Genomic DNA, 22,174 nt, shown 5'->3' with positions numbered 1-22,174 from the left:
CACCCTTTCACAATCTTTTTACTGTGCGGCTCTCTTAGCTAGGACATCCGAGCGTTGAAGATACAAGTTAGAACATACTCCAATCGAGCTCTCGGGAGATCGTCTGCAGCAGGTGGACACCGGCGTAGCTGTTGCCCTTATCGTTAAGTGCCGGGCCTACAACGCCAATGCCATAACGTTCTGGAACCAGGGTTAATATACCGCCCGAGACACCGCTCTTAGCCGGCAATCCGACCTGGATGGCGAACTCCCCGGATGCGTTGTACATTCCGCACGTTGTCATGAACGTCTTGGCGATTTGGACGTATCTTCGAGGGATTAGTTGCTTGCCCGTCAGCGGATCCGTACCATTGGAAGCCAGCACCAACGCCATTCTGGCCAAATCGGCGCAATCGACAACAATCGAGCAGTGACGAAAGTACACATCCAGCACCTCTTCAACATCCCCACTGAGAACCCCGTTCTCCTTCAAGAAAAATGAGATGGAACGGTTCAGATTGCCGGTATCCGATTCCGAACGGTATACCCCCATGTCATAGTCCAGGCGGTCGTTTCCCGCAAGGTCCTTAAAAAAATGAAGGATCCTCTCGGATTTCTCCTCCGGACTGCTTCCGCGGATCAAGGAAGAAACCGTAATCGCACCCGCGTTAATCATCGGATTGAACGGAATGCCTGGTCTCACTAACTCCAGCTTCAGCATGGAATTGAAGTTATCTCCTGTCGGCTCCATGCCGACCTTGCTGAACACTTCATCTTCGCCATTGTCCATCAGAGCCAATATCAGCGTAAACACTTTGGAGATGCTCTGCATCGTAAAGCGCAGCCCGCAATCTCCAGCGGAGGCGGATTCTCCAGTTGCACTCAACAGGGTAATGCCTAAGGCGTTATGGGGAGCTTTAGACAGCTCCGGGATATAGGAGGCGACGTTGCCTCTCGTAGCACAGGGCAAGCTTGTCTCCAGCCAGCGGGGCAGCTGCTGCCGGATGGATTTCATTTCGGGCGATGCCATAAAGTAAGCTCCTTCCTGGAATTCAGAAAATCAAACCAACTTGTTTCTAACGCTCATTTTTCGGAGCTCGTGCAATCATCACCCGATTCACAGCTGTTCAGGATTAGTCGAGATTATTCTATCCGATCGATTCATCATTCATCAACTGTTTTATTATTCGATTTTCAATGTAGAACATTATGATAAAATGAGTCTTAGAAAGAAGAGGTGCAGTAAGCTTAACGTGCCTCTAGAGGACGCTTCCTTTAAGGATCTCGAGCAGGATCATGAGCTACTCCAAGCTGTTGATTACTTATATCAAAGGTTTCAGGATATCGCTCCAGATAGCTTGAAGCGAATCAGTATGTTCATCCGATCGAATCATGAGGACTTTGTCTTGATCGTAGAAGAGTAACGCTGATGTTAGGCATACAGAATTCATATAACGCTGCAACCCGCATAGAACCATACCCTGTGCGGGTTTTTTCGTTAGGTCTGAAGCCTTATATCGTTGAAAGTGTTTGCCCTCACTTTGTTAAGCTTTATGTAAGGTTCGTATAAATATAGTGTAAGGTTCGCCATCTATAATTACATCTGTGCTTAACAATCCACGACTTGAAGGAGAACGTTAGATGACAACTATTTTACAAGCCAAACATGTAGGAAAAACATTCGGATTAAAAGGAAATCAATATACAGCATTGCAGGATATTAATCTTGAGATTCAAGAAGGCGAGTTTGTTGGCATTATGGGTCCTTCCGGGGCAGGCAAATCGACGCTGCTGAATATTTTTTCAACCATTGATACGCCGTCAGCGGGCGAGATCACGATTGCCGGTCAGAATATCGTGACGATGAACGAAGAGCAGCTATCAGATTTTCGCCGGAATAAACTCGGATTTATCTTTCAGGATTATAACTTGCTGGATACACTCACGGTCAAAGAAAATATATTGCTGCCCTTGGCCTTGTCCAAGGTACCCGCAGCCGAGATTGAACGGAGGGTGAACGAAATCGCCGATACGTTCGGCATTCGCGAGATATTAAATAAGTACCCGTACCATATATCAGGCGGTCAGAAGCAGCGAACCGCAGCTTCGCGCGCCATCGTTGCAAATCCTAGCTTAATATTGGCAGACGAACCGACAGGGGCGCTTGATTCCAAATCGGCAACGAGCTTGCTGCAAAGCTTAAGCAAGCTTAATGAGCTTCATCATTCCACGATCATGATGGTCACTCATGATGCTTATGCGGCAAGCTACTGCAAACGCGTCATTTTCATTAAGGACGGTCAATTGTATCAGGAACTTCATAAAGAGAATCCACTGCGCAAAGTGTTTTTTGAACAGATTCTGGAGGTACTGGCTGCACTCGGGGGTGAGCATGATGACGTTGTTTAGCATCGCGAGAAAAAACATCCGCAAGAACTTCACCCATTATTTTCTGTACTTCGCATCGATGATCTTTAGTATAGTCATCTACTTCACATTTGTTTCATTAAAATACGACCATACGATTCAATCCGCATCGGAGGCCTCCACGAAAATCAGCTCAGCCTTTAGCGCAGCCGCAGTGGTGCTTATTATTTTCGTGGCCATCTTTATCTGGTATTCGAACTCATTCTTTACGCGCAAGCGCAAGAAGGAAGTAGGGCTGTATTCTTTGCTCGGTGTGCGCAAGAAACAGATCGGGCGCATGTTATTTTATGAAAATTTTCTAATGGGTGCTCTGGCGTTATTAATAGGAATTGCACTTGGTTCCGTGCTCGCTAGGTTCTTCGTATCACTCTTGATGAAGATAATGGGTTACGATGCGGTTTCGAATTTCTCGATCTCGCCTGCCGCGATCCTCAACACAGCTATTGTGTTCATGATCATAACCCTCATTACTTCACTGCAAGGTTACCGCTTGATTTACCGCTTCAAGTTAATTGAATTGTTTCATGCGGATCAGCAGGGGGAGCAAGAACCGAAAGCGTCATGGATCACGGCATTGCTGTCTCTGGTGTTAATCGGTACCGGATACTGGCTTGCCCTGCAGAACCTGCTGCAATCCAGCGTATGGGCTAAACTCGGATACATGCTCACCCCGCTCGTGATTCTGGTCACGGTCATTATTGGAACGTATTTCTTGTTCAGTACCTTGACCGTTACGCTGTTGAGACTATCCAGAAGAAATAAGAAGCGGTACTGGAACGGGATGAATATCATCGGCATATCCCAGCTTCTATACCGGATTAAAGGCAATGCACGTACGCTTACGATTATAGCGGTGCTCAGTGCTACAACACTGACTGCTGTAGGAACGGCCTATAGCTTCTATTACAGCAATGCAAGCAACGCGCTGCAAGCGAACCCAAACAGCATGATGTTTATCAGTGGGGACAACAGTACAACGAAGCGGGTTGACGAGATGATATCTTCGTCCCCGGACCATAAGCTGTTGTATCACACTACCGTTCCGGTCATTGAAGTGGATGCGGATGTCAGCGGTCTTGGTGATCTGTTTGCTGGTGATATGCAGACATATACCGTGATTTCTAACCGTGATTTTAATGAGCTCGCGAAATTGCAGGGCAGTGAAGACACCATCGAATTAAAGGGGAATGAGGCTGCTGCACTGGACCCTGTTTATTATGAAGGCATCTCACCCAAGTATGTGGGAGCGGAAGTTCAACTTGAGCAGAACAAGCTCCGGGAGAATATCACCTTTACGGAATTGAAGAAATACAGTGTGCTGAATCCGGCGACCGTCTATTCCAGCATTGTTGTAAGTGATGAGCTGTTCTCCCAATTGGAACGGCAGACCCAATCCATTCAGTTAGAAGCTTACGGGATCACGAATCAGGATAAAGCGAAGCAGTTGACGGCGGGTATCGAGGCGATATTGCCGGATAGCGCATCACTGTCCAGCTATTATCGCGATTATGCCAGAGGCATGGAGTCTACGGGACTGTTGATTTTTATGGGAGGATTCCTTGGACTCGTCTTCTTGACGGCGACGGGCAGCATCATTTACTTCAAGCAGTTAACGGAAGCGAATTCGGATAAGGCGAGGTATCAGATTCTGAACAAAATCGGAGTGCATAAACGAGAGGTCAGAAAAACGATTGCCCAGCAGGTGATGTTTATTTTTGCTCTGCCGCTGATAGCCGGCATAACCCACTGTGCTATCGCGCTGTCCGCATTGTCCAAGCTGCTCCATATGAATATTGTGATTCCGGTTGTGATTTGCATGGGCGTATATACGTGTATTTATCTGGTCTACTACGTTATCACTGTGAATGCCTACTATAAAATCGTAACCAAAAATAAATAAACTTAAATTGCAGAGGAGAATAACCATGAAAAAAGTGATGATTTTCGGAGGCATTTTAGCAGCACTTCTCATTGGATTTATCATTTTTATTCAAAATGTGAACATCAACCGTCTGGGTACGGACCAATATTATGTGCAAATCCAAGAGGGCACCCGAGTGGAAGATAAGTCAGATGATGGTAAGAAGTATATTTATTATGAATATACCCTGGAAGGATTTGATAAAGAGGGAGCAGCCAAAACGCTAACCTTTACGGCGCAAAAAGAGCTCCGCAAGGAAGCTTATCTGCGAGTGTATGTTAAAAAATCGGGTGTTGGCTCCTATCAGGAAGTACAGGCTAACGAGCTGCCGGAACAAGCCAGGGCAAAGCTTGAAATGTTAGAGAAATAAGACCGTAAAGAATTCAAAACTCAGAGGAGAGAACCATATGAACCCATCCAGAGAAGCTATATCAACCTTATTCAAAAAAACAGTTTTCAGCTCGCTTGCACTGATCTTGACAGCATGCCCGCTCATCAACGCGGGCAGCGCTGCGGCGGGCGCAGCGCTTGTTCCGACGATTTCACAGCGTGCAGCGAATGTGGAGGCTCAAGCGCCTGTTCAATACCAAATTCAAGCCCGGTTGAATGAGAAGAAAATGACGATGCAGGGGAGTGAATGGATTACTTATCTGAACACAAGCAAGGATACATTGAAGCAATTGGTTTTTCATACTTATGCCGATGCCAACCGCTCGAAGTCTACTCAGACAACCATGTTCAAGCGATCCAATGAAGAAATCAGCAGTAACAACCCGGACAAGAAGCCGGAAGACTTTCTTGGTGGCATTGATATTGAAGGAGTGACGGCAAACGGCCAAGCTCTTGAGTTTAGGAACAAAGACCAGGCCCTGACGGTGCAATTGAAGCATCCCATTCAGCCGGGAGAATCGGTCTCGGTTCAGATTGACTTCAATCTGAAAATACCTTACGGTTCACAGCGCTTATCGTATTATAAAGATATCATTAACGGAGCCCACGGGTTCCCGGTCATGTCTGTCTATGACGAGGACAAGCATCAGTGGAATACAGCTCCTTACAGCCGTACATTCGAGACGGATTATTACACCTCGGCAGACTATGAGGTTTCGCTAAACGTTCCCGACGATTATCAGGTAGCAATGCCCGGCACGATCTCGGTACGAAATGATGTGGTGAACGGACGCAAAGTGGTGTCCACTGAGGCCCGGAATACAAGAGAGTTCGTATTTTTTGCCAGTCCGAATTTCAAAGTTGACAGTGTTACCCGTGATGGTCTTACGGTGGAATATTATTATTTTGACAACCAGCCAGGGAAGAATAAGCTTGTTGAACGATACATGGATGAGGCATTCAAAGCCATTGATTTTTTCAGTGATAAATACGGTGTTTATCCCTACCCTGAGTTTCGGATTGTCGAATCGTACGTGGAGGGTGTGGCAGTCGAGTACGCACGGGTGATTCAAATGGGGCAGATCAAACGTAATGCCGATCCCGCACAAGACACCGTCTTCGTTCATGAAATCGCACATCAATGGTTCCATGCGTTGATCGGAAATGATTCCGAGACCGAATCCTTCCTGGATGAAGGATTTGCGGACTTTTCCAAGGTATATTTCGCCGAGAAGCAGGGAGATAAGATGAATGGCTTTAAATCCATTCAATTTGACGACTCCTCCATCGATCGGGCCATAGCGTCAACCAATGAAGAGGTGGGGGACTGGGCCAGTCCAGTTTATTATGATAAAGGCCGTCAAGCGATATATCAATTGTACCGAACCGTCGGAGAAGCGAAGTTTGATGAATTTATGAGAGAATATTTCACGCGCTATGTGTATCAGAATGCTACAATGGACGGACTGCTTCAAACCATTGAAGATGTGCTTGGCGAAGAAGCGCGTAATGAAATGAGAACGGCCCTGTATGAACCGAATTTTAAACTGAAGACCGAATATCAAATGTCGGATAAGGAGAAATCTGCATATCTGCACGATCAGTTCCAACTGTTGTATCAATCATCCTTAACCCAGATTCCGGGTTTGGCTTACGAGACCATGAGCCGCGTGATCGACAAAGCGCTTCAGGGTGAAGCGTTAACCATTGTTCTCAGCGATCAAGCAAACAAGTTAGCAAGCAAGCAGCAGGAAGATATGGTAAACCAATTGACGATGTTTCTGGATTTAAGCGGAGTCGACTATGACGTAATCAGGGATCGTCAGATGCTGAAGAGGAAAATGAAGAAGGAACTGGGGACCAGCAACCTGATTGTGATCGGCAATGAGAAGACAAACGGTTTTGTGCAGGCTTTAAGATCCAGCATCATCGAACGGGCCAACAAAATAGGGTTTGCATGGAAAGCGAATATGAATCAACCTTCAGCCGCCGGTGCCTACATTATCAAACATCCATATAATCAGAATCGCTTGATGCTGCACTTCTTCTGGAGTGGAGATCAGGTAGCCGACGGAGGATTTGAATCTTACCTGATGAAGATGCAGGAATCCATCGGATTCACGAGTGCTTATTATCAGTATTACGTGTTGGACAAGACGGGCAAGGTGACGTCGGATAAAAAAGTGGAGAACCCTCTTTCCCAATTTTTCGCGGAGGAGTAAGCTGGAGGTTCGGGATCGATTTCTTGGAGCCGCCGCTTGGGTATAGCGGCTTTTAAGGTGGGAAAGATGTTGTTTATAGCAGGGGGTGAACGAAATGGGATTTGATCAGAAGGTACTGATCGTTGATGATGAAGCCGATATTGTCAGACTGCTTCAGACTGTCTTGGTCAAGGAAGGCATAGATCAGGTATATACAGCAGCTACCGCGGAAGCGGCGTGGGATGAGTTCCAGAGATGCCAGCCCGACATCGTCATTTTGGATATCATGCTTCCGGACGGAGAAGGTTACGAGGTATGCAAGAAAATCCGTGCTGTCTCCAATGTCCCCATATTTTTCTTATCGGCCAAGGCGGAGGAGATTGATAAAATCTTGGGTTTTGCCATCGGTGGCGACGATTATATCACCAAACCGTTTAGTCCTAAGGAAGTGGCTTATCGGATTAAGGCACGTTTCCGAAGGGCTGATTCTGTTCAACTGGAGGATAAGGCTAATCGTCTCATTAAAGTAGGCCCTTTTGAGTTAGATGAGGAGAAGGTGGAGCTGAGGAAGAATGGCAAGGTCATTCCGCTTAAACCGAAGGAGCTGGGATTGTTGACACTGCTGCTTAAACATCCGGGTCAGATCATCAGTAAGGAAAGCCTGTATGATCAGGTATGGGGTGAGGAATTCTTCGGATTTGATAATACGGTCATGGTGCACGTAAGGAGGCTGCGGGAGAAAATAGAAGATGATCCTTCAGCACCCCGATATTTGCTGACGGTAAAGGGTCTCGGATATAAGCTTGTCGCAGAGGATGAATAGGGTATGAAATGGAGGTTGACCGGCAGGTATCTGTTCTCCGTTGTTCTGATTGTCGTTATCGTCATTATTATGAATATCATGGTGGTACTCGGGTTATTTGTCTTGCAGGCGATGAACGAGGATTTCCCGCTAGCTGAGAGTGAAACCTCTGCAGAGGCAATAGCCCGATCCTTTAAGGAACATATCCTTATAGCAGAATCAGGTCCGTCAGTTACCGAAAGAGGCAAGGAGATTCTTCGGGATAATCAGGCGTGGGTACAAATATTAGATGAGAACGGCAGGGAAATCTATCGGTATCTCGCACCCGAAGCGGCCAGAACAAAATATACCCCCATCGATATCGTGCAGATCTATAAGTATGTCGAGAAGGAAGTTCTCTCCACCGTCTTCATTGGCGAGAAAAAAGTGCCGAACCATCGATACAGCTACTTGGTAGGTTTCACGACTCCATACCTGGAGCGGCAAGTATTAACCTTCGATTCCCGTAATCTAGGACAGGTGCTGAAGGTGTTTAGCCTGACAATCATCGCGGTTGATGGAATTATCGCCTTATGCATCGCTTATATTTTTAGCAAGCGGTTGACCAAACCACTGCATATTCTGATAGACAGCATCAAGAGCCTGGCTAACAAGAATTACAACGTCTACCATAGACCTAAAGGGGTATACAAGGACGTCTTCTCCAACATCAATCATCTGTCTCAGGAACTGAAATCAAGCGAAATGGAAAGAAAGAAATTGGATGCCATGAAGGAAGAATGGATTGGTAATATCTCGCATGATATCAAAACACCTCTCGCTTCGATACAAGGGTATGCCGAGATGATGAAGGATCCGGAGTATCAGTTCTCCGTTGATGAGATGAGGGATTACGCCGAGATCATTGAACGCAAATCCATCTACTTGAAAGACGTCATTGAGGATTTGAATCTGTCCACGCGATTAAAGAATAGGGAGCTGACGTTGAACAAAAACAATATCAATATCGTGCGTCTGGTTCGAAATGTTGTAATTGATACACTCAATGATGCTCGATATTCCAATCGAACCATCGATTTTCAGTGCAGTGACGAGTTCATATCCATCGAGGTTGATGGTATTCTGATTCGCAGAGCCATAAGCAACCTGATCTACAATGCTATCGTCCACAATGAAGAACATATCGTCATTAAGGTCCGGGTGGAGAAGAATGGGCTTCATACCCTGATCCGTGTTGAAGACAATGGGAAGGGCATTAAGCAGGAGGAGCTTGGGCGAATATTCGATCGGTATTTCCGGGGAACGAATACAGGTGAATTGCACAAAGGATCAGGCCTCGGCATGGCGATAACGCATGATATTATTATTGCGCATGGAGGAGATATCCAGGTCAAGAGTGAGGTCGGTCAAGGCACCACGATTGAAATCCGGCTATAGGAATTAATTAGATGCAAGCGGGTTATCCTAACAACAAGGATAGGCAGCGAATCGCGAAGCGAGCGCAAAGAGCGCTGGTAAAGGATTCATGAACGGCATATTAACTAACCGCGAGAATTCGCGGTTTTTTTGTGTTGGTGAACTTAAGGAATTTTTAATATTTTTCACACTTTTTCTTAACAAATGGTCTCTAATCTCTAATCAATGGGAGGAACAGACAGCAGAGGGAGATAGAAATTAAGAGGCTTCACAACTGGTTGATCTTTCGTGAGGGCAAATAACATTGGGTATTGTCAAACTGTACGACTTAGACCAGAATTATAATGGTATCAGCTTTATGATGGAGGCGTTGAAGTTAGCAGCACACTATGCTTGTTATTGTTTGAGTTAATAAATACGTATTGAACGTCAGGTCAGGAGAAATAAGAAAATGAATAAGAAGATATTGATCGTCGAAGACGATATTCACATTTCCAATATCATTAAAATGAATCTCAACATCGTGAACTATGCGACCACGGAGGTATATGATGGACTGGCGGCGCTGGAGGCAATAGAACGTGAGACGTTTGATCTCATTCTGTTAGACGTTATGATTCCCAAGATAGATGGTTTTGAATTGATGTCAAAAATCCAACGCCATCGTATACCCGTTATTTTCCTTACCGCAAAAAACTCGGTATACGACAAAGTCACCGGACTCAAATTAGGGGCGGATGATTACATGGTCAAGCCTTTTGAGGCGATCGAGCTCTTGGCCCGTATCGAAACTGTGCTACGCAGATACGGCAAAGAAGAATCCATGATGCAATTTCAAGACGTTCAAGTCAACATTGACAAAAGGGAAGTGACCATCCATAGCCAACCCGTAGAGCTGACACCGAAGGAATACGATTTGTTAGTTGTGTTGCTGAAAAATAAGAATATAGCCCTCTCACGAGAGCAATTTCTCGATAAAGTATGGGGCGGCGACTATTTCGGTGAAACAAGAACGGTCGATATGCATATCAAATCGCTGCGCAAAAAGCTTCATTTGCAGGAAAATATCAAAACCATATACAAAATCGGCTACCGGCTGGAGGATTGATCGATGAAGTTTTGGCATAAAATTTATTTGTCTTCGATTCTATCCTTTGTTTTTATCTTTAATGCTGCCTGTATCATGGTCATTGAGAGAAATCATAGCAAGATGCTGCAGCAGGAAATCAACAGCGGTATCAGCCAGAACATGAACATTCATTCTAGTGTCAACGCGATCGTTCCGACTCTTCGCATCTATGATTCCATTGATTACGAGAAAACTGTGTTAACGAATATTGCCAAAGAATTTGTCGAGAAAAACGTTGATCAGCACACATACATGGATATTATGAATGACAAGGGGCAGTCTATCTTCAGCAATACGGACTTTAAGATGCCATCGCAGCGCGAGGAATTGGACAAACTGGCCGCGGATGAAATCAAATATATTTTGAGGGATATCGACGGACGTACTTTATTGTTTACAACGAATATTACGGATATCAATCATAAAAATTATGTGTTCACCTATATCAAAGACATTTCTCTTGTGTATCAGGAGCGCCTGGCTCAGTATAGCTTTTTCATTAGAGTGGGTATGGCCGCAGTTTTACTCTATATGATTATTATGTTTTTCATAAGCAGAGGACTGACAAAACCGATCAAACAACTTAACCAAACGGCTCAAATCATTGCAAAAGGAAATTTTTCGGAACGTGTGCAGCTGAAATCAAAGGATGAGATTGGCGTTCTGGCACGTAATTTCAATGATATGGCCGCCGTTGTCGAGGATAAAATCAATGAGTTGGAGCTGCATAATCAAGAGAAGCAACGATTCATTAACAATTTTACTCATGAATTAAAAACACCGTTGACATCAATAATCGGATATGCGAATTTTCTTCGGATATCCAAGTACAACAAAGAGCAGCTTCTAGACGGACTGAATGTGATTTACTCCGAAGGAAAACGGTTGGAGTCACTTTCGTTGAAACTGATGGATTTGATCCTGCTTCAGGGGGATCAATATCAATTAGAAAAACATGATCTGGTAGCAATCATTGCTGAGATTAAATCTACGATGGAGTTGAAAGCTAGGGAGAAGCACGTTACGATTGCTACCGATTGCGAAAAAGGCAGTCTGTTGTTGGAAAAGGATTTGATAAAAATCGTGATCTTCAATCTCGTGGACAATGCACTCAAGGCATCTGCTGCAGAACAAATCATTACGATTCGTGCATACTGGCGCGGCAGTCGATACGTGCTGGAAGTCATCGACCAGGGTATCGGGATTCCCAAAGAGCATCAAGACAAAATCTTCGAACCGTTCTATGTGGCGGATAAAAGCAGAACGAGAGGAAACAATGGAGCGGGCTTAGGCCTTTCTATATGTCAAAGCATAGCTCGTATACATCATGCCATCTTTGAAGTGAGTAGTGAAGAGAATCAGGGTACGACATTCAGACTCATCTTCGATCAAGGAGAACGAGAAGGCGGGGGGATACAATGAACAAGCTCAGCTTTCTTATTATTTTCGCTGTGTTCATGATCTTAACGACGGGTTGCGGTGGATTCTATAACAGCATCGAGAAGGACAAGGTCATGGTTAAAAAAATAAGCAATGAGCGAGAAAGCAATGAAGTGAACTACGAAGGCGTGCTTTCACAAGAGGCCGTGAAAACATTAAGCATAAATGCGGTCAACAAGTATTTCAATGAACAATTAACGTTGAACCAAGTTCAATTTGAGCTAATGGCGGCAGATCAAAACAAGTTGAAAGAGCTGGTCGAACAAAACATTGCCTCGCGTGCATCTCAGAAGGATAGGGAGGATGCCAAAACAGAGTTGAATAATATTCCCGATGGCTTGTACTATGTTACGATGACCATAACTCCCACTCGCAAAAAAGGATACGATATCGTATTGAATGCAAGAGATGGCAATGTCCTGAAAATCTCTAATTTCCAGAAATCGGACTATCAAACAACAGTAGATATAAATAAAAATATACCTTCTTCTAAAATAACTGAAACCTCGGGCAAGTTTATTCAAGATAAGGAAGGTTACTCTTTATCAGATTTGAGTGCGGATTTTGGCTCGTTTAGCTCGGCAGATGAAGCAGAGATATATTACAGGAGTAAGAAAGACAATTCATTGAAATATCAAATTACAGTTAATTTAACCAGCATGAAAGTTACAGGCTTCAACAAAGATCTGATGGTAATGCTCAAGAATTATCCGAGATCGCCTGTCAACCTTCAAAACCAAGACTAGCTGCATAAAGCAGCTAGTCTTTTTTTGTGCGTGCGGACTATTTTCAACAATTACAACTTCATTACAACTCCATCTCACTTATCATATATCGCAGTTTTATACTGTCCATATAAGCGAAGTAGTGATAGAGAGGAGATTTAAAAAGTTGTTTAACCTACGGAGAAGTTTTAACCTTCCTCAGACAGCGCTCACCAATGTCAGACTATAAACAATGCTATATGACGGGGATTTGATGTAATCACAAGGACGGTTCTGAGGAAGACGCATCCGCAGATTGCTTCAAGCCATAGGGATCGTTGCTGCCTGCCTATATTTCTTGCATTGACAGGTACCGGGGGATCGACTGCATTTAGTGGAGATATCTGGTCAATTTTAACTTATTATGGTCCGCAAAGAACAGCGTTCATCTGTAACGGGATGGAGCCCCGGCCTATGCTTCATATCTTGCTCAATCTATTCGTAATAGCGATAGATGAGCAAGGGCAGAAACTCACAATATTTTGGAATTTGAAAGGAAGTTTACTCTATGCCCAACTGGATTCGAAAATCGCTGACGGAAATTACTATAATCGGCAGGGTTCAGCGGTCTGATCCGCTCGTTTCATACAACAACATGGAAACAACGACTCCGTTATGGATGAAGAGCGACGTTCGATGTGCTGATTTGGACCATTCAGGGCAACAAGATGGGGTTGCATCTAGGATCACGCTGCCGGAGGAGGAATCATCCGATGGATGGGATTAATTTCGGTCGTCGTCTCCTTCGAGTCTTCCGCTCCGACGGATCATATGCCGCTTTGTTTTTGATTCCGAGTGTAGCGGGAGTGACCTTGTTTTTTTTCCTGCCCTTTGGAATCGGCTTTTATTACTCGCTAGTGGATACGCCGATCGACGGTAAGCTCGTCGGTATCCGCAATTATATCGATCTGCTCAGCAACAATTCGTTCAAACGAGCGTTATGGAATTCGTTTTTATTCACCGCATTATGCGTACCGATCAATATGATGCTCTCCCTTCTGTTGGCAGGCTTGCTGAACGGCAAGGTGTACGGGCAGCGCTGGTTCCGCTTGTCGTTCATCTCGCCGCTCGTCATTCCGGTCGCTTCCGTTGTGCTGATCTGGCAAATTTTTTTCGAACGGAACGGGACGCTGAACGGCTGGCTGGAGGCTTGGGGGATGGAGCCGGTTGATTGGATGGACAGCGAGTCGGCAATGTTCATCGTCATCTTGATCTATATTTGGAAAAATGTCGGTTACAACATGCTGCTGTTTTTGGCGGGCCTGCAGAACATACCGGAGCATCTTTATGAAGCGGCCCGCATCGATGGAGCGGGGCGATGGGGCCAATGGCGCTCGATCACCATCGTTTATCTGACCCCGACGACCTTCTTCGTGTTCGTTATGTCCATCATTAACTCGTTTAAGGTATTCCGAGAAACGTATATGCTTGCAGGGCCTTATCCGCATCAAAGCCTGTACATGCTCCAGCATTTTATGAACAACATGTTCCAGCAGCTAGATTATCAGAAAATGACTTCTGCGGCGTTTCTGATGGCAAGCACAATTGTTTTGATGGTTCTTGTTTTGTTTACCGTAGAACGCCGATTCAATCGGTGGTTATAAAAGGGCGACTCGATGCCTTGGAAGGAGAGTGGAGCCGAATGAAGTCAGGCGGAATTATGCTGCGCGGGAAATTTGGCAGCAAATTATATAAAGGAGTGTTAACCGCATTCCTGGCGCTGCTTGTCGTCGTCTTTGTTTTCCCAATCGTGATGACAACGATCCATTCCTTCAAAACGCCTAGTGAAATAAAAAGCGAGATGAAGCCGATTATCAAGAGTTCCGATGAAGAGGAGCAAAACAATCAGCAGTCAATCGGGGAAGAGAACAAGTACGTCCAGCTTAAGTTGATCCCGTCAAAAGCGACGTTGAACGCTTACTACGACATTCTGTTAGCTCAGCCGCAGTTTTTGATGCTGTTCTGGAATTCCATGAGGCTGACGGCGCCGATTGTGGCCGGGCAGGTCATCCTATCGGTGCTAGCCGCATACGCCTTCTCCCAGCTCCGCTTCCGCCTTAGGGAGCCGCTGTTTTTCGCTTATATTGTCGTCATGCTAATGCCGTTCCAGGTTACGCTTGTGCCGAACTATATTATGGCGAATTCACTTGGTTTGCTCAATTCGGAATGGTCGATTATTCTGCCGGGCATGTTCAACGCATTCGGGGTGTTTCTCATGCGGCAGTTCATGCAGGTTGTTCCCTACAGCTACATTGAAGCAGCCCGCATGGACGGAGCCGGGCATTTGAGAATTCTGCTTACGATTGTGCTGCCCATGTGCCGATCCGGAATAGCCGCGCTTGCAGTTCTGGCCTTCATCGACAACTGGAACATGGTCGAACAGCCGCTTATTTTTCTGAAAGATGCCATTAAACAGCCCTTGTCCGTATATCTCGCTTATATCAGCGAGGACGATATAGGCCTCGCGTTCGCGGCATCAGTCATTTACATGCTGCCTGCGATTTTGCTTATGCTTCATGCGGAGAAGGAGCTTGTCGAGGGTGTACAGCTTTCAGGCGTTAAAGGATAGAAAGGAGAATCGATATGGAAGCTGCAGTTTTAACCGAAGAGAGATCCTCCGGCAAATCAAAAAAAAGAAAAACGGGTGGAATCATGGTCGCATTTATTTTAATGATGCTCGTGCTTACGTTATTTTCCAATACGATCCTTGAATACTCTCTACCCCGGGTTTCAGCTGCTAGCCCGACCTTCGGCAGCCTCATCTTCACCGTAAACGGCTCCGGCTCGGTTGAGGCGGCGGAAGAGGTCAAGGTGATATCCGAGAATGGCGCTTGGCCGGTGAAGAAAGTGGAGGTGGAGGTCGGAGACAAGGTCAAAAAGGGCCAGGTGATTGTCCGATTCGATACGTCGGATACGGAAGAGCAGATCGAGACGGAGCATCTGAACTACGAGAAACAGCAGATCACTCTAGAAAAGCTGCAGACCAGCTATAAGGAAGCGAAGCAGGCTGCGGATGACAAGCTGGCAGCCGGATTTGCCCGCGATATCGAGAGCGCCAAGCTTGATCTGGACGCCCAGAAGCGCAAAGTCGACCGCCTGAGAGAGGAAATCAGCAACTACGCGGTGCTGACCTCCTCGCAGGAAGGCGTTGTCTCCGAGGTTCTCGCCACAGTTGGCGCGCTTGTCTCTCCCGGGACTGCTGTTGTTAATCTCCAAGTAGCAACGACAAGCTTCGAGTTCAAAGCCGATGTAACCAATGAACAGGCGAAACGCTTGAAGGCTGGAGATCTCGTTAAAATTACGATTCCAAGTCTGGACGATGCCGAATTCGAGGTCGAAATCCAGTCCATTCAAACAAAAAAGCTCGACCAGCCGGAAGGCCCGCAGAACAACACTCCAGGCGGAGGCCTGCAGCAGACCGCGGATCAGAAGGAAATGGTCGCTGTTATTAAGGACAAGCGACTTGAAGGGGGTGAGGCCGGGGATTTCGAATGGACAAAAAAAGCAGGTTCAGAGGAGGATGGTAAAACACTCGTTCCAAACAGCGCAATTCGGGAGAGCAATGAAGATGGGAAATTTGTCTACCTCGTTTCCGAAAGAAAGGGCTCTCTCGGCAAGGAGTATTTCATTCGCAAGGTCAAGCTGACCGTTGAGGAGTCTGATGCGGAATACACCGTGGTCAAGGACGGGATCGGTCCGTCCGATAGGGTAGTCACTTCCAGCAATAAGCCGATTGAGGAAGGCAAGAGGGTGCTGGTATCCAACGGAGACGGAACGGAGTGAGGATAATGCGTTTAGCTACTTTTCTGGTGGCCATCGGCATGTTTCTGATGTGTTTCAGCAGCGTGTTCTCCGAAGCCGCCGTCATGGCATGGCAGCAGTCGGGCGGGACGATCGGCTCCGAGCGGATTAATCTGCAGGTGCAGGCAAGCTCTGTTCCGGGTCAAATCGGGATTGCCGGCTACACCGACCAAGAGGTGAATAAGCTGATCGAGTCCTGGAATGGAAAAGCGGCTTACTCCATAAAAGGAAGTTTCCCTTTGAAGGCGGATAACCGCCAGAAAGAGGTTAACACTGCCGGAATCGGCGGGGATTATAGCGACTTTACGTCCATCTTGCTGGATAGGGGCAGCATGATTTCAAAAGCGTCTATTGAACGCAGGGATCAGGTCGTTGTCATTAGCGACAGCCTGGCCGACTACCTGTTCGGCTCTGCGGATGTTTTGGGCAAAGAGCTTTTTATCCGAGACAAGAAGTTTCGAATCATTGGCATTTACCGTTCCGAAAATAACCTGATGGAATGGATGACCAAGGGTGTCAGGCCGGAGGCGCTGCTGCCGTCAACCGTATTTGCCGATTTAAGCCCGGAATCTCGGGTAGGAACCATTTTGCTTGAAGCGTCCGGGGATGCGCTGCTGAACGGGGAGGCGGAAGTCCATAAAGCGTTGATGGATAACAACCTGTCCGTTGAAACTTACAAAATTCGTATCGGCGAAAAAAGCTTAAGGCTGATTCAGCAGCTTCCGCGCTTGCTTCCGGCGCTGACGGGTATTCTCACTCTTGTACTAGGTCTGATGTGGATGCGGAGAATCGCCGGTGGCACATACAGCCGAATGAAGCTGGCGCTGCAGATCGGCGACTCCAACGAGGTAATGAAACGGGAAAGGTTTTATATGCTGAAGCAGATGCTGTCATTTTTTGCAATTGGCGTCAGCACAGCCGTGTTAGTGCTGCTTGCTCGATTTTCTTTTTTCATCCCTGCTGAGTATATTCCCGGCCGATGGATTGATCTGAGCTTTTTCAAAACAAAGCTCTTCCAGCATTGGCAGGAGCAGCCCGCTTTATTCGGACATATGCTTCCCTATCAATTGATGGAGGACCGGCTTAATTCCTATATCCCGGTTGTGGCAGCAATCGGCTTGCTGCTTGGCTTACCCTTATTCCTGCTTGGAATTCGAGAATGGAGAATGATCGCCCTCCCCTCTTCAGATCGATTTATCCGTTTGTTTTACTGCATCGCTGCATGTTATTTGGTGGTGGGTCTAGCCCTGCTGCTGCTTGGCTTGCCACAGCTTATTTCGCCCGGCTTATGGGGTTCACTGTTCGGATTTAGTTTATTCATGGCAGCTTATAGGCAGCCGAATCGAGAGGATGATTATGTTGAGCATTAGATGGAAGATTGGCAAAAAAGGTATAGTCTTATGTATTCTGGCAAGTGCAGTTGCCTTATCGGCCTGCAGCTCGGGATCCAATACCCCGGCAGCGGGCTCTGCCAGCGGTTCTCAAAGCGCGGAGCAGGGTTCAGGCGAGAGCAGCTCGGGATCCAATGTCATTACCGTATCGGTCGTTACGTCCAACCGATTACTGGAGCTGGCGAAAGAGAAATATGAAGCGGCCAATCCCGGCGTTACGATTGAATTGAAACAATCCTACGAAACTCCCAAACCACAAGGCGGGGCTATGGCGCCCTCGCGTCCGGTCGGATACGATCCGGCTGCAGTGGAGAAGCATGTCACTACCGTCAATACGGAGCTGATGAACGGCAATGCTGCCGATCTTATTATGGTTGATTCGCTGGCGTATACCAAATACGCTGATAAAAATCTGCTGGTTGATTTGCAGTCTTATATGACAGAAGAAAAGGGTTTTAACGACGAAGATTATTACATGAACATTTTTGACGCGCTTAAATATAAGGATGGCTTGTATGCGATTGCTCCAAACGTCGTTCCGGATATATGGTTTGGGAATAAAAAACGGATTATTGACTTGGACCTTGATCCGAATTCATGGACCTGGGCTCAATTTTCCGAAAAGCTGGGAGAGCTTGCCAAGCAAGGCGAAGATCCAGTTGTACAATACGTTGTGCCTGAATATTTCACCAGTGAAAGAGTTGGTGAAAATATCGACAAGTTCATGAACCTGAACGAGAAAAAAGCCAGTTTTGACAGCCCTGAATTCATCGGTTTGCTGAACGAAATCAAATCCTATTACGACAACGGGATTCTTCAAGAACCTGAATCATACGGAACCAGATCGGGCAAAGCGGGCGAGAGTCTGAATTTGAAGGAAGCTTTCGTTAAATCCAAGCTGCAACGATTCGAGTCGCTTAACTTTGGGAAAATGCTGTTCGCCGACCCACAGGTGTTCATGCCGCCTATAGAGGACGGCGGCAAAGGTAATTCATTTCGAGTAGGCATGCTGCTTGCGATGAATGAAAAGTCGAATAATAAGGACAAGGCATGGGACTTCCTTAAATTTCTTCTATCGGAAGAGATGCAATCAGAGCAGGATTTGCAAGGTCTGCCGGTCAACAAAAAAACCGCCGAGACGCAAATCAGAGCGCTTGAGACAGCGGGAGAGAATAAGCTGTCAACGGAAGAAGTCGCAAAAGCGAAGGAGATTATACCTCAGTTGGCGCGTTATGGCGGAATCGAACCCAAAATCAACGACCTTGTGATGGAAGAAACAGTACTATTCTTTAAAGGCGAAAAAACTGCTGAGGACGTAGCCAAAACACTACAAAACAAAATTACACTGTACATGGAAGAATAATCATATTGGCCAATGACTTCAATGGGTCACGGGCAAGTCAACACCGGACGGCATTCTATTTAAACGAACAGGTTGATGAATGATGAAGCAGCCCACATCGTGCCTGCTTCATGTTTCAAGAAGAGGGAAATCGAAAATTGATTTCATTCATTGTTTTCAACTGGAGGTATCTTTATGTACAAGCCAAGAAAGACGTATGTGGCCATTCTGTTTAGCGCTGCGGTATTAATTCCATTCACGGCCAATGGAGTTTACGGGGCATCCATGTCAGCTTCGTCCGTTTCCAAGTCTATTACAGCAGCGTCATTGTTCACGCTGGATGAACTCGCCCCGGTCAGTTTAAAGCGCAATGTCACCGTGAAACTGATGGATATGGACATTTTTGCACAGCCGAGTGGGAATATCCTCATATATACACTTCGTTACAGTAACAGTAGCGGAAGTAATGTGGATCTCATTGATTATTTCTCGGAGGTTACCACGACAGGCGGATCGACCATGCAAGGCAAACCTGTTTCGAGTGACTCAACCCCAAAGATAGTGCCTGCAAAGAGGAGCATATCCATAACGTACTATGTGAATATCGGCAAGTCCACAAAGACAAGCGGAGTGGAGGTGTCCCTATTCGGGTGGGATTTCAGCAGCAGTAATTACCAGAAAAGATTGGGGAGTTTTACGATCCCTAACCAATATTCATCCATCGTTCCAATAGGCCAAAGCAAGAAAATTTCCATGAATAACCTGCCTGTCCTGATCAGGGCGGAAAGTCTGCAGAAAATGGAATACAATGGGAAGGTATACATGAAGGTAGGGGTCAGTCTCACGAACGGGGGGACGAAGGTACTGGAAGATCTCGGTTATAAGGCATACTTGAAATCAGCTGGAGGTTCGATATTTGAGCTCTTGCCAGATGAAACCAGCAGCCGTTACCAAATCAAGCCTCGGGAGAAGAGAATGATGTACTATTGGACGGAGATTCCTTCCTATGTGAAAACGGATCGTATGATCCTTCAATTTGCCCAGGAAGAGGCAGTCTTGAATATAAATCTCCCGGTCGGATCCTTCAAGCTTCCTGCGGCAGCCCCTGACAATCCTGTAGCCAAAGGCCAGGGCATTAAGATCATGATGGATCAGTTGCCTGTAATGACCAGGGCAGAGAGTTTACAGAGACTGAAACTGAATGGGAAGGTGTACATGAAGGTAGGGGTTAATCTCTCTAACAGGGGGACGAAGGTGCTCGGTGATCCCGGTCATAAAGTATACCTGAGAACGGCAGGAGGTTCGGTATTCGAACTTTTGCCTGAGGATGAAGTTGATACGCAAGGTCTTTATAAGATACAGCCGCAACAAACGAAAACCATCTACTACGTGGCAGAGGTGCCCTCCAATCTGAGAACCGACAATATGATGCTGCAATATACCCGTCAAGACGAAGTCTTGAAGATGAATCTTCCAGTAAAAACCTTTAAGCTCCCGGCAGCAGCATCTTATGTTCCCGTAAACGAATATGGCGTCAAGAAAATTACGATCAACCATCATTCAATCGAAACACAGCTGAAAAACGCCTCGGTCTATACAGAGAACGATTCTGCAAAATGGAGTCTTCAATTCCGTATGAAAAACATCGGTGAAAAATCCATAACGATTCCCGCTTATGAGTTGTCCATCAATGCTTCCGAAGGGTACAGCATTCCAGTAAATAGCAAGGCACTTGCTAACCTTACCTTGAAGCCACTGGAGGAGAAGATCGTTGAATTAAGTGCCGATGTGCCCTTACATCTGAAACAAAATGCGCTGCAGCTGCAATTATCAGAACCTGCTGTGACGGATAAGATTATATTTCCTACTGCGTATTATAAAATTCCTTATGCCCAGGAAGGAAAAAACCATTTAGGATTAGAGAGCATTGTCGAGAACCAGTATGGCACGTTCGGGGTAAAGCTCAGTTCCTATCACCGGCTGCCATGGACGGATGAAGATCAAATTGCAGCTAAAATCAGAATTCGAAATACGACATCATCGTCTGTGCAACTGCCAGTCCTTAAAGCCCAGGTGAACGCGGGAATGCGGGATCTCAGCGGCACTACCCAAATCGTCGCTCCGAACGATATAACGGTACTTGCTCCTAATGAAACGGTGGAACTATATGTGCTGACCAAAGTCCCGTACTCTTACCATTTCAATCAGCTAAGGATTGTACTGCAGGAAAATACGGGAGAGGATGCTGTTAAATTTCTTACTTTGAATGCGAGCGCACTTGATTATGAAATGGCTCATGTTGCTGCAGGCGAGTCATATCAAATCGATACGATAGGCAGGAAAGCGGAAGTCCGCGAACGTCTAACGACCGTCTACCGTGACGGCAGCTCAAATCTGATATATACGGAATTGGCCATGACCAGCGCAGAAACACGTCAATCCAAGCCATCGCAGCTGGTGGCTTACTACAAAACAACTGAGAATCAATACTATGAAGCCGAAGTTACTCAATCGTCCAACTCGGTAAGCCCTGGAGGAAAAAATCTGGTCACCGTGTGGAGTGAAATTCCGCTGGATGTGAACACTTCACAGCTTGTCTTGCATATTGGGGAAGGCGTAGCCGACGGCAAGCTGACGGAACCAGGCAAGGAGTCAACGGGATCTATTAATACGATTGGATTAGCCCTTAGTCCTGGAATGATTCAGCCTGCGACAAATTTAAGGAATGTGGAATTGTTCCCGTATAACCTATCCATTACGAGAGCAGAGGGGACCCTTAGCGAAAGTAAGGTTGCTCTTGATTTTATTTACGACCTGACTCTAAATCGCGAATATAACGTGGGATCGTACGATCATAAACTTATCCTGGAGATGATAGACCCGCTAGGGAAAGCCATGGATACATCATTAACGCTGGGAACCGACCTTACGATAGGCAACCATAAATCATATTCCATAACGTTCAACAATAACTTCCACAAGGTGTTGAGCGGAGGGACGATTCGAATGAATCTCTACGATGAGTTCCAAGGCCGTAGAGTACTGCTGGGAAGCCAGTCGTATCCACTAATTACGGAAGCAAATCAAGCCGATAACGATGGGGGTGAGGGACGATTCTAAAAGAGTTATAACATATGCCATAAAAAAATAGCCCCGCTGTTCAATAAGAGC

The 22,174-nt window shown here is 46.1% G+C and carries 17 protein-coding genes; 16 read left to right on the top strand and 1 reads right to left on the bottom strand.

What is annotated here, in order from left to right; all coding sequences use genetic code 11:
• Positions 1-67: 67 nt before the first annotated feature.
• The gene (gene glsA / locus PGL02S_RS15880) at positions 68-1,009 is read right to left on the bottom strand and encodes a glutaminase A (protein WP_036642734.1); all 942 of its coding nucleotides are present in this window, start codon (positions 1,007-1,009) and stop codon (positions 68-70) included.
• Between the two features lie 611 nt (positions 1,010-1,620).
• Between glsA and PGL02S_RS15875 the strand changes: the two genes are divergently transcribed.
• The 16 genes from PGL02S_RS15875 to PGL02S_RS15800 all read left to right on the top strand — a co-directional run bounded on the left by PGL02S_RS15875 (position 1,621) and on the right by PGL02S_RS15800 (position 22,123).
• Positions 1,621-2,388, top strand: a complete 768-nt coding sequence (locus PGL02S_RS15875) for an ABC transporter ATP-binding protein (protein WP_036642733.1) — start codon at positions 1,621-1,623, stop codon at positions 2,386-2,388.
• A complete protein-coding gene (locus PGL02S_RS15870; RefSeq protein WP_036642732.1) occupies positions 2,375-4,306 on the top strand; it encodes an ABC transporter permease in 1,932 nt (643 codons plus the stop codon). Before PGL02S_RS15875 ends, PGL02S_RS15870 begins: the two co-directional genes overlap by 14 nt.
• A 25-nt stretch (positions 4,307-4,331) precedes the next feature.
• A complete protein-coding gene (locus tag PGL02S_RS15865; RefSeq protein ID WP_006210006.1) occupies positions 4,332-4,697 on the top strand; it encodes a YxeA family protein in 366 nt (121 codons plus the stop codon).
• A gap of 37 nt (positions 4,698-4,734) precedes the next feature.
• Positions 4,735-6,939 carry a M1 family metallopeptidase gene (locus tag PGL02S_RS15860; RefSeq protein ID WP_036642730.1) on the top strand — a complete coding sequence of 735 codons (2,205 nt, stop codon included), beginning with the start codon at positions 4,735-4,737 and terminating at the stop codon, positions 6,937-6,939.
• A 94-nt stretch (positions 6,940-7,033) separates the two neighbouring features.
• Entirely contained in the window at positions 7,034-7,741 is a 708-nt protein-coding gene (locus tag PGL02S_RS15855; protein ID WP_036642728.1) for a response regulator transcription factor, read from the top strand.
• 3 nt (positions 7,742-7,744) lie between these two features.
• On the top strand, positions 7,745-9,157 hold the full coding sequence (locus PGL02S_RS15850; protein ID WP_036642727.1) for a sensor histidine kinase: 1,413 nt from the start codon (positions 7,745-7,747) through the stop codon (positions 9,155-9,157).
• Between the two features lie 430 nt (positions 9,158-9,587).
• Entirely contained in the window at positions 9,588-10,244 is a 657-nt protein-coding gene (locus PGL02S_RS15845; protein WP_036642725.1) for a response regulator transcription factor, read from the top strand.
• A 3-nt stretch (positions 10,245-10,247) separates the two neighbouring features.
• The gene (locus PGL02S_RS15840) at positions 10,248-11,687 is read left to right on the top strand and encodes a sensor histidine kinase (RefSeq protein ID WP_036642724.1); all 1,440 of its coding nucleotides are present in this window, start codon (positions 10,248-10,250) and stop codon (positions 11,685-11,687) included.
• Positions 11,684-12,451 carry a hypothetical protein gene (locus PGL02S_RS15835; RefSeq protein ID WP_036642722.1) on the top strand — a complete coding sequence of 256 codons (768 nt, stop codon included), beginning with the start codon at positions 11,684-11,686 and terminating at the stop codon, positions 12,449-12,451. The genes PGL02S_RS15840 and PGL02S_RS15835 overlap by 4 nt, the downstream gene beginning before the upstream one ends.
• 526 nt (positions 12,452-12,977) lie before the next feature.
• Positions 12,978-13,196, top strand: coding sequence for a hypothetical protein (locus PGL02S_RS15830; protein WP_036642719.1), 219 nt, complete (start codon positions 12,978-12,980; stop codon positions 13,194-13,196).
• Entirely contained in the window at positions 13,183-14,073 is an 891-nt protein-coding gene (locus PGL02S_RS15825) for a carbohydrate ABC transporter permease (protein ID WP_036642717.1), read from the top strand. Before PGL02S_RS15830 ends, PGL02S_RS15825 begins: the two co-directional genes overlap by 14 nt.
• Before the next feature lie 38 nt (positions 14,074-14,111).
• On the top strand, positions 14,112-15,038 hold the full coding sequence (locus PGL02S_RS15820; protein ID WP_200870096.1) for a carbohydrate ABC transporter permease: 927 nt from the start codon (positions 14,112-14,114) through the stop codon (positions 15,036-15,038).
• Between the two features lie 14 nt (positions 15,039-15,052).
• Complete coding sequence (locus PGL02S_RS15815; protein ID WP_235187443.1) at positions 15,053-16,252, top strand: efflux RND transporter periplasmic adaptor subunit; 1,200 nt, start codon at positions 15,053-15,055, stop codon at positions 16,250-16,252.
• Positions 16,253-16,257: 5 nt separating this feature from the next.
• Positions 16,258-17,640 (top strand): ABC transporter permease, encoded by a 1,383-nt coding sequence (locus PGL02S_RS15810; RefSeq protein ID WP_036642714.1) that lies wholly within the window; start codon positions 16,258-16,260, stop codon positions 17,638-17,640.
• On the top strand, positions 17,630-19,024 hold the full coding sequence (locus PGL02S_RS15805) for an ABC transporter substrate-binding protein (protein ID WP_164762867.1): 1,395 nt from the start codon (positions 17,630-17,632) through the stop codon (positions 19,022-19,024). Before PGL02S_RS15810 ends, PGL02S_RS15805 begins: the two co-directional genes overlap by 11 nt.
• A 174-nt stretch (positions 19,025-19,198) precedes the next feature.
• Positions 19,199-22,123, top strand: coding sequence for a hypothetical protein (locus PGL02S_RS15800; RefSeq protein ID WP_036642712.1), 2,925 nt, complete (start codon positions 19,199-19,201; stop codon positions 22,121-22,123).
• Positions 22,124-22,174 lie beyond the last annotated feature (51 nt).

The organism is Paenibacillus glucanolyticus NBRC 15330 (assembly GCF_004000885.1).
GTDB lineage: Bacteria > Bacillota > Bacilli > Paenibacillales > Paenibacillaceae > Paenibacillus_AQ > Paenibacillus_AQ glucanolyticus.
The sequence above is the reverse complement of the archived record's forward strand: the minus strand, read 5'-3'. Positions and strand labels throughout refer to the sequence as shown.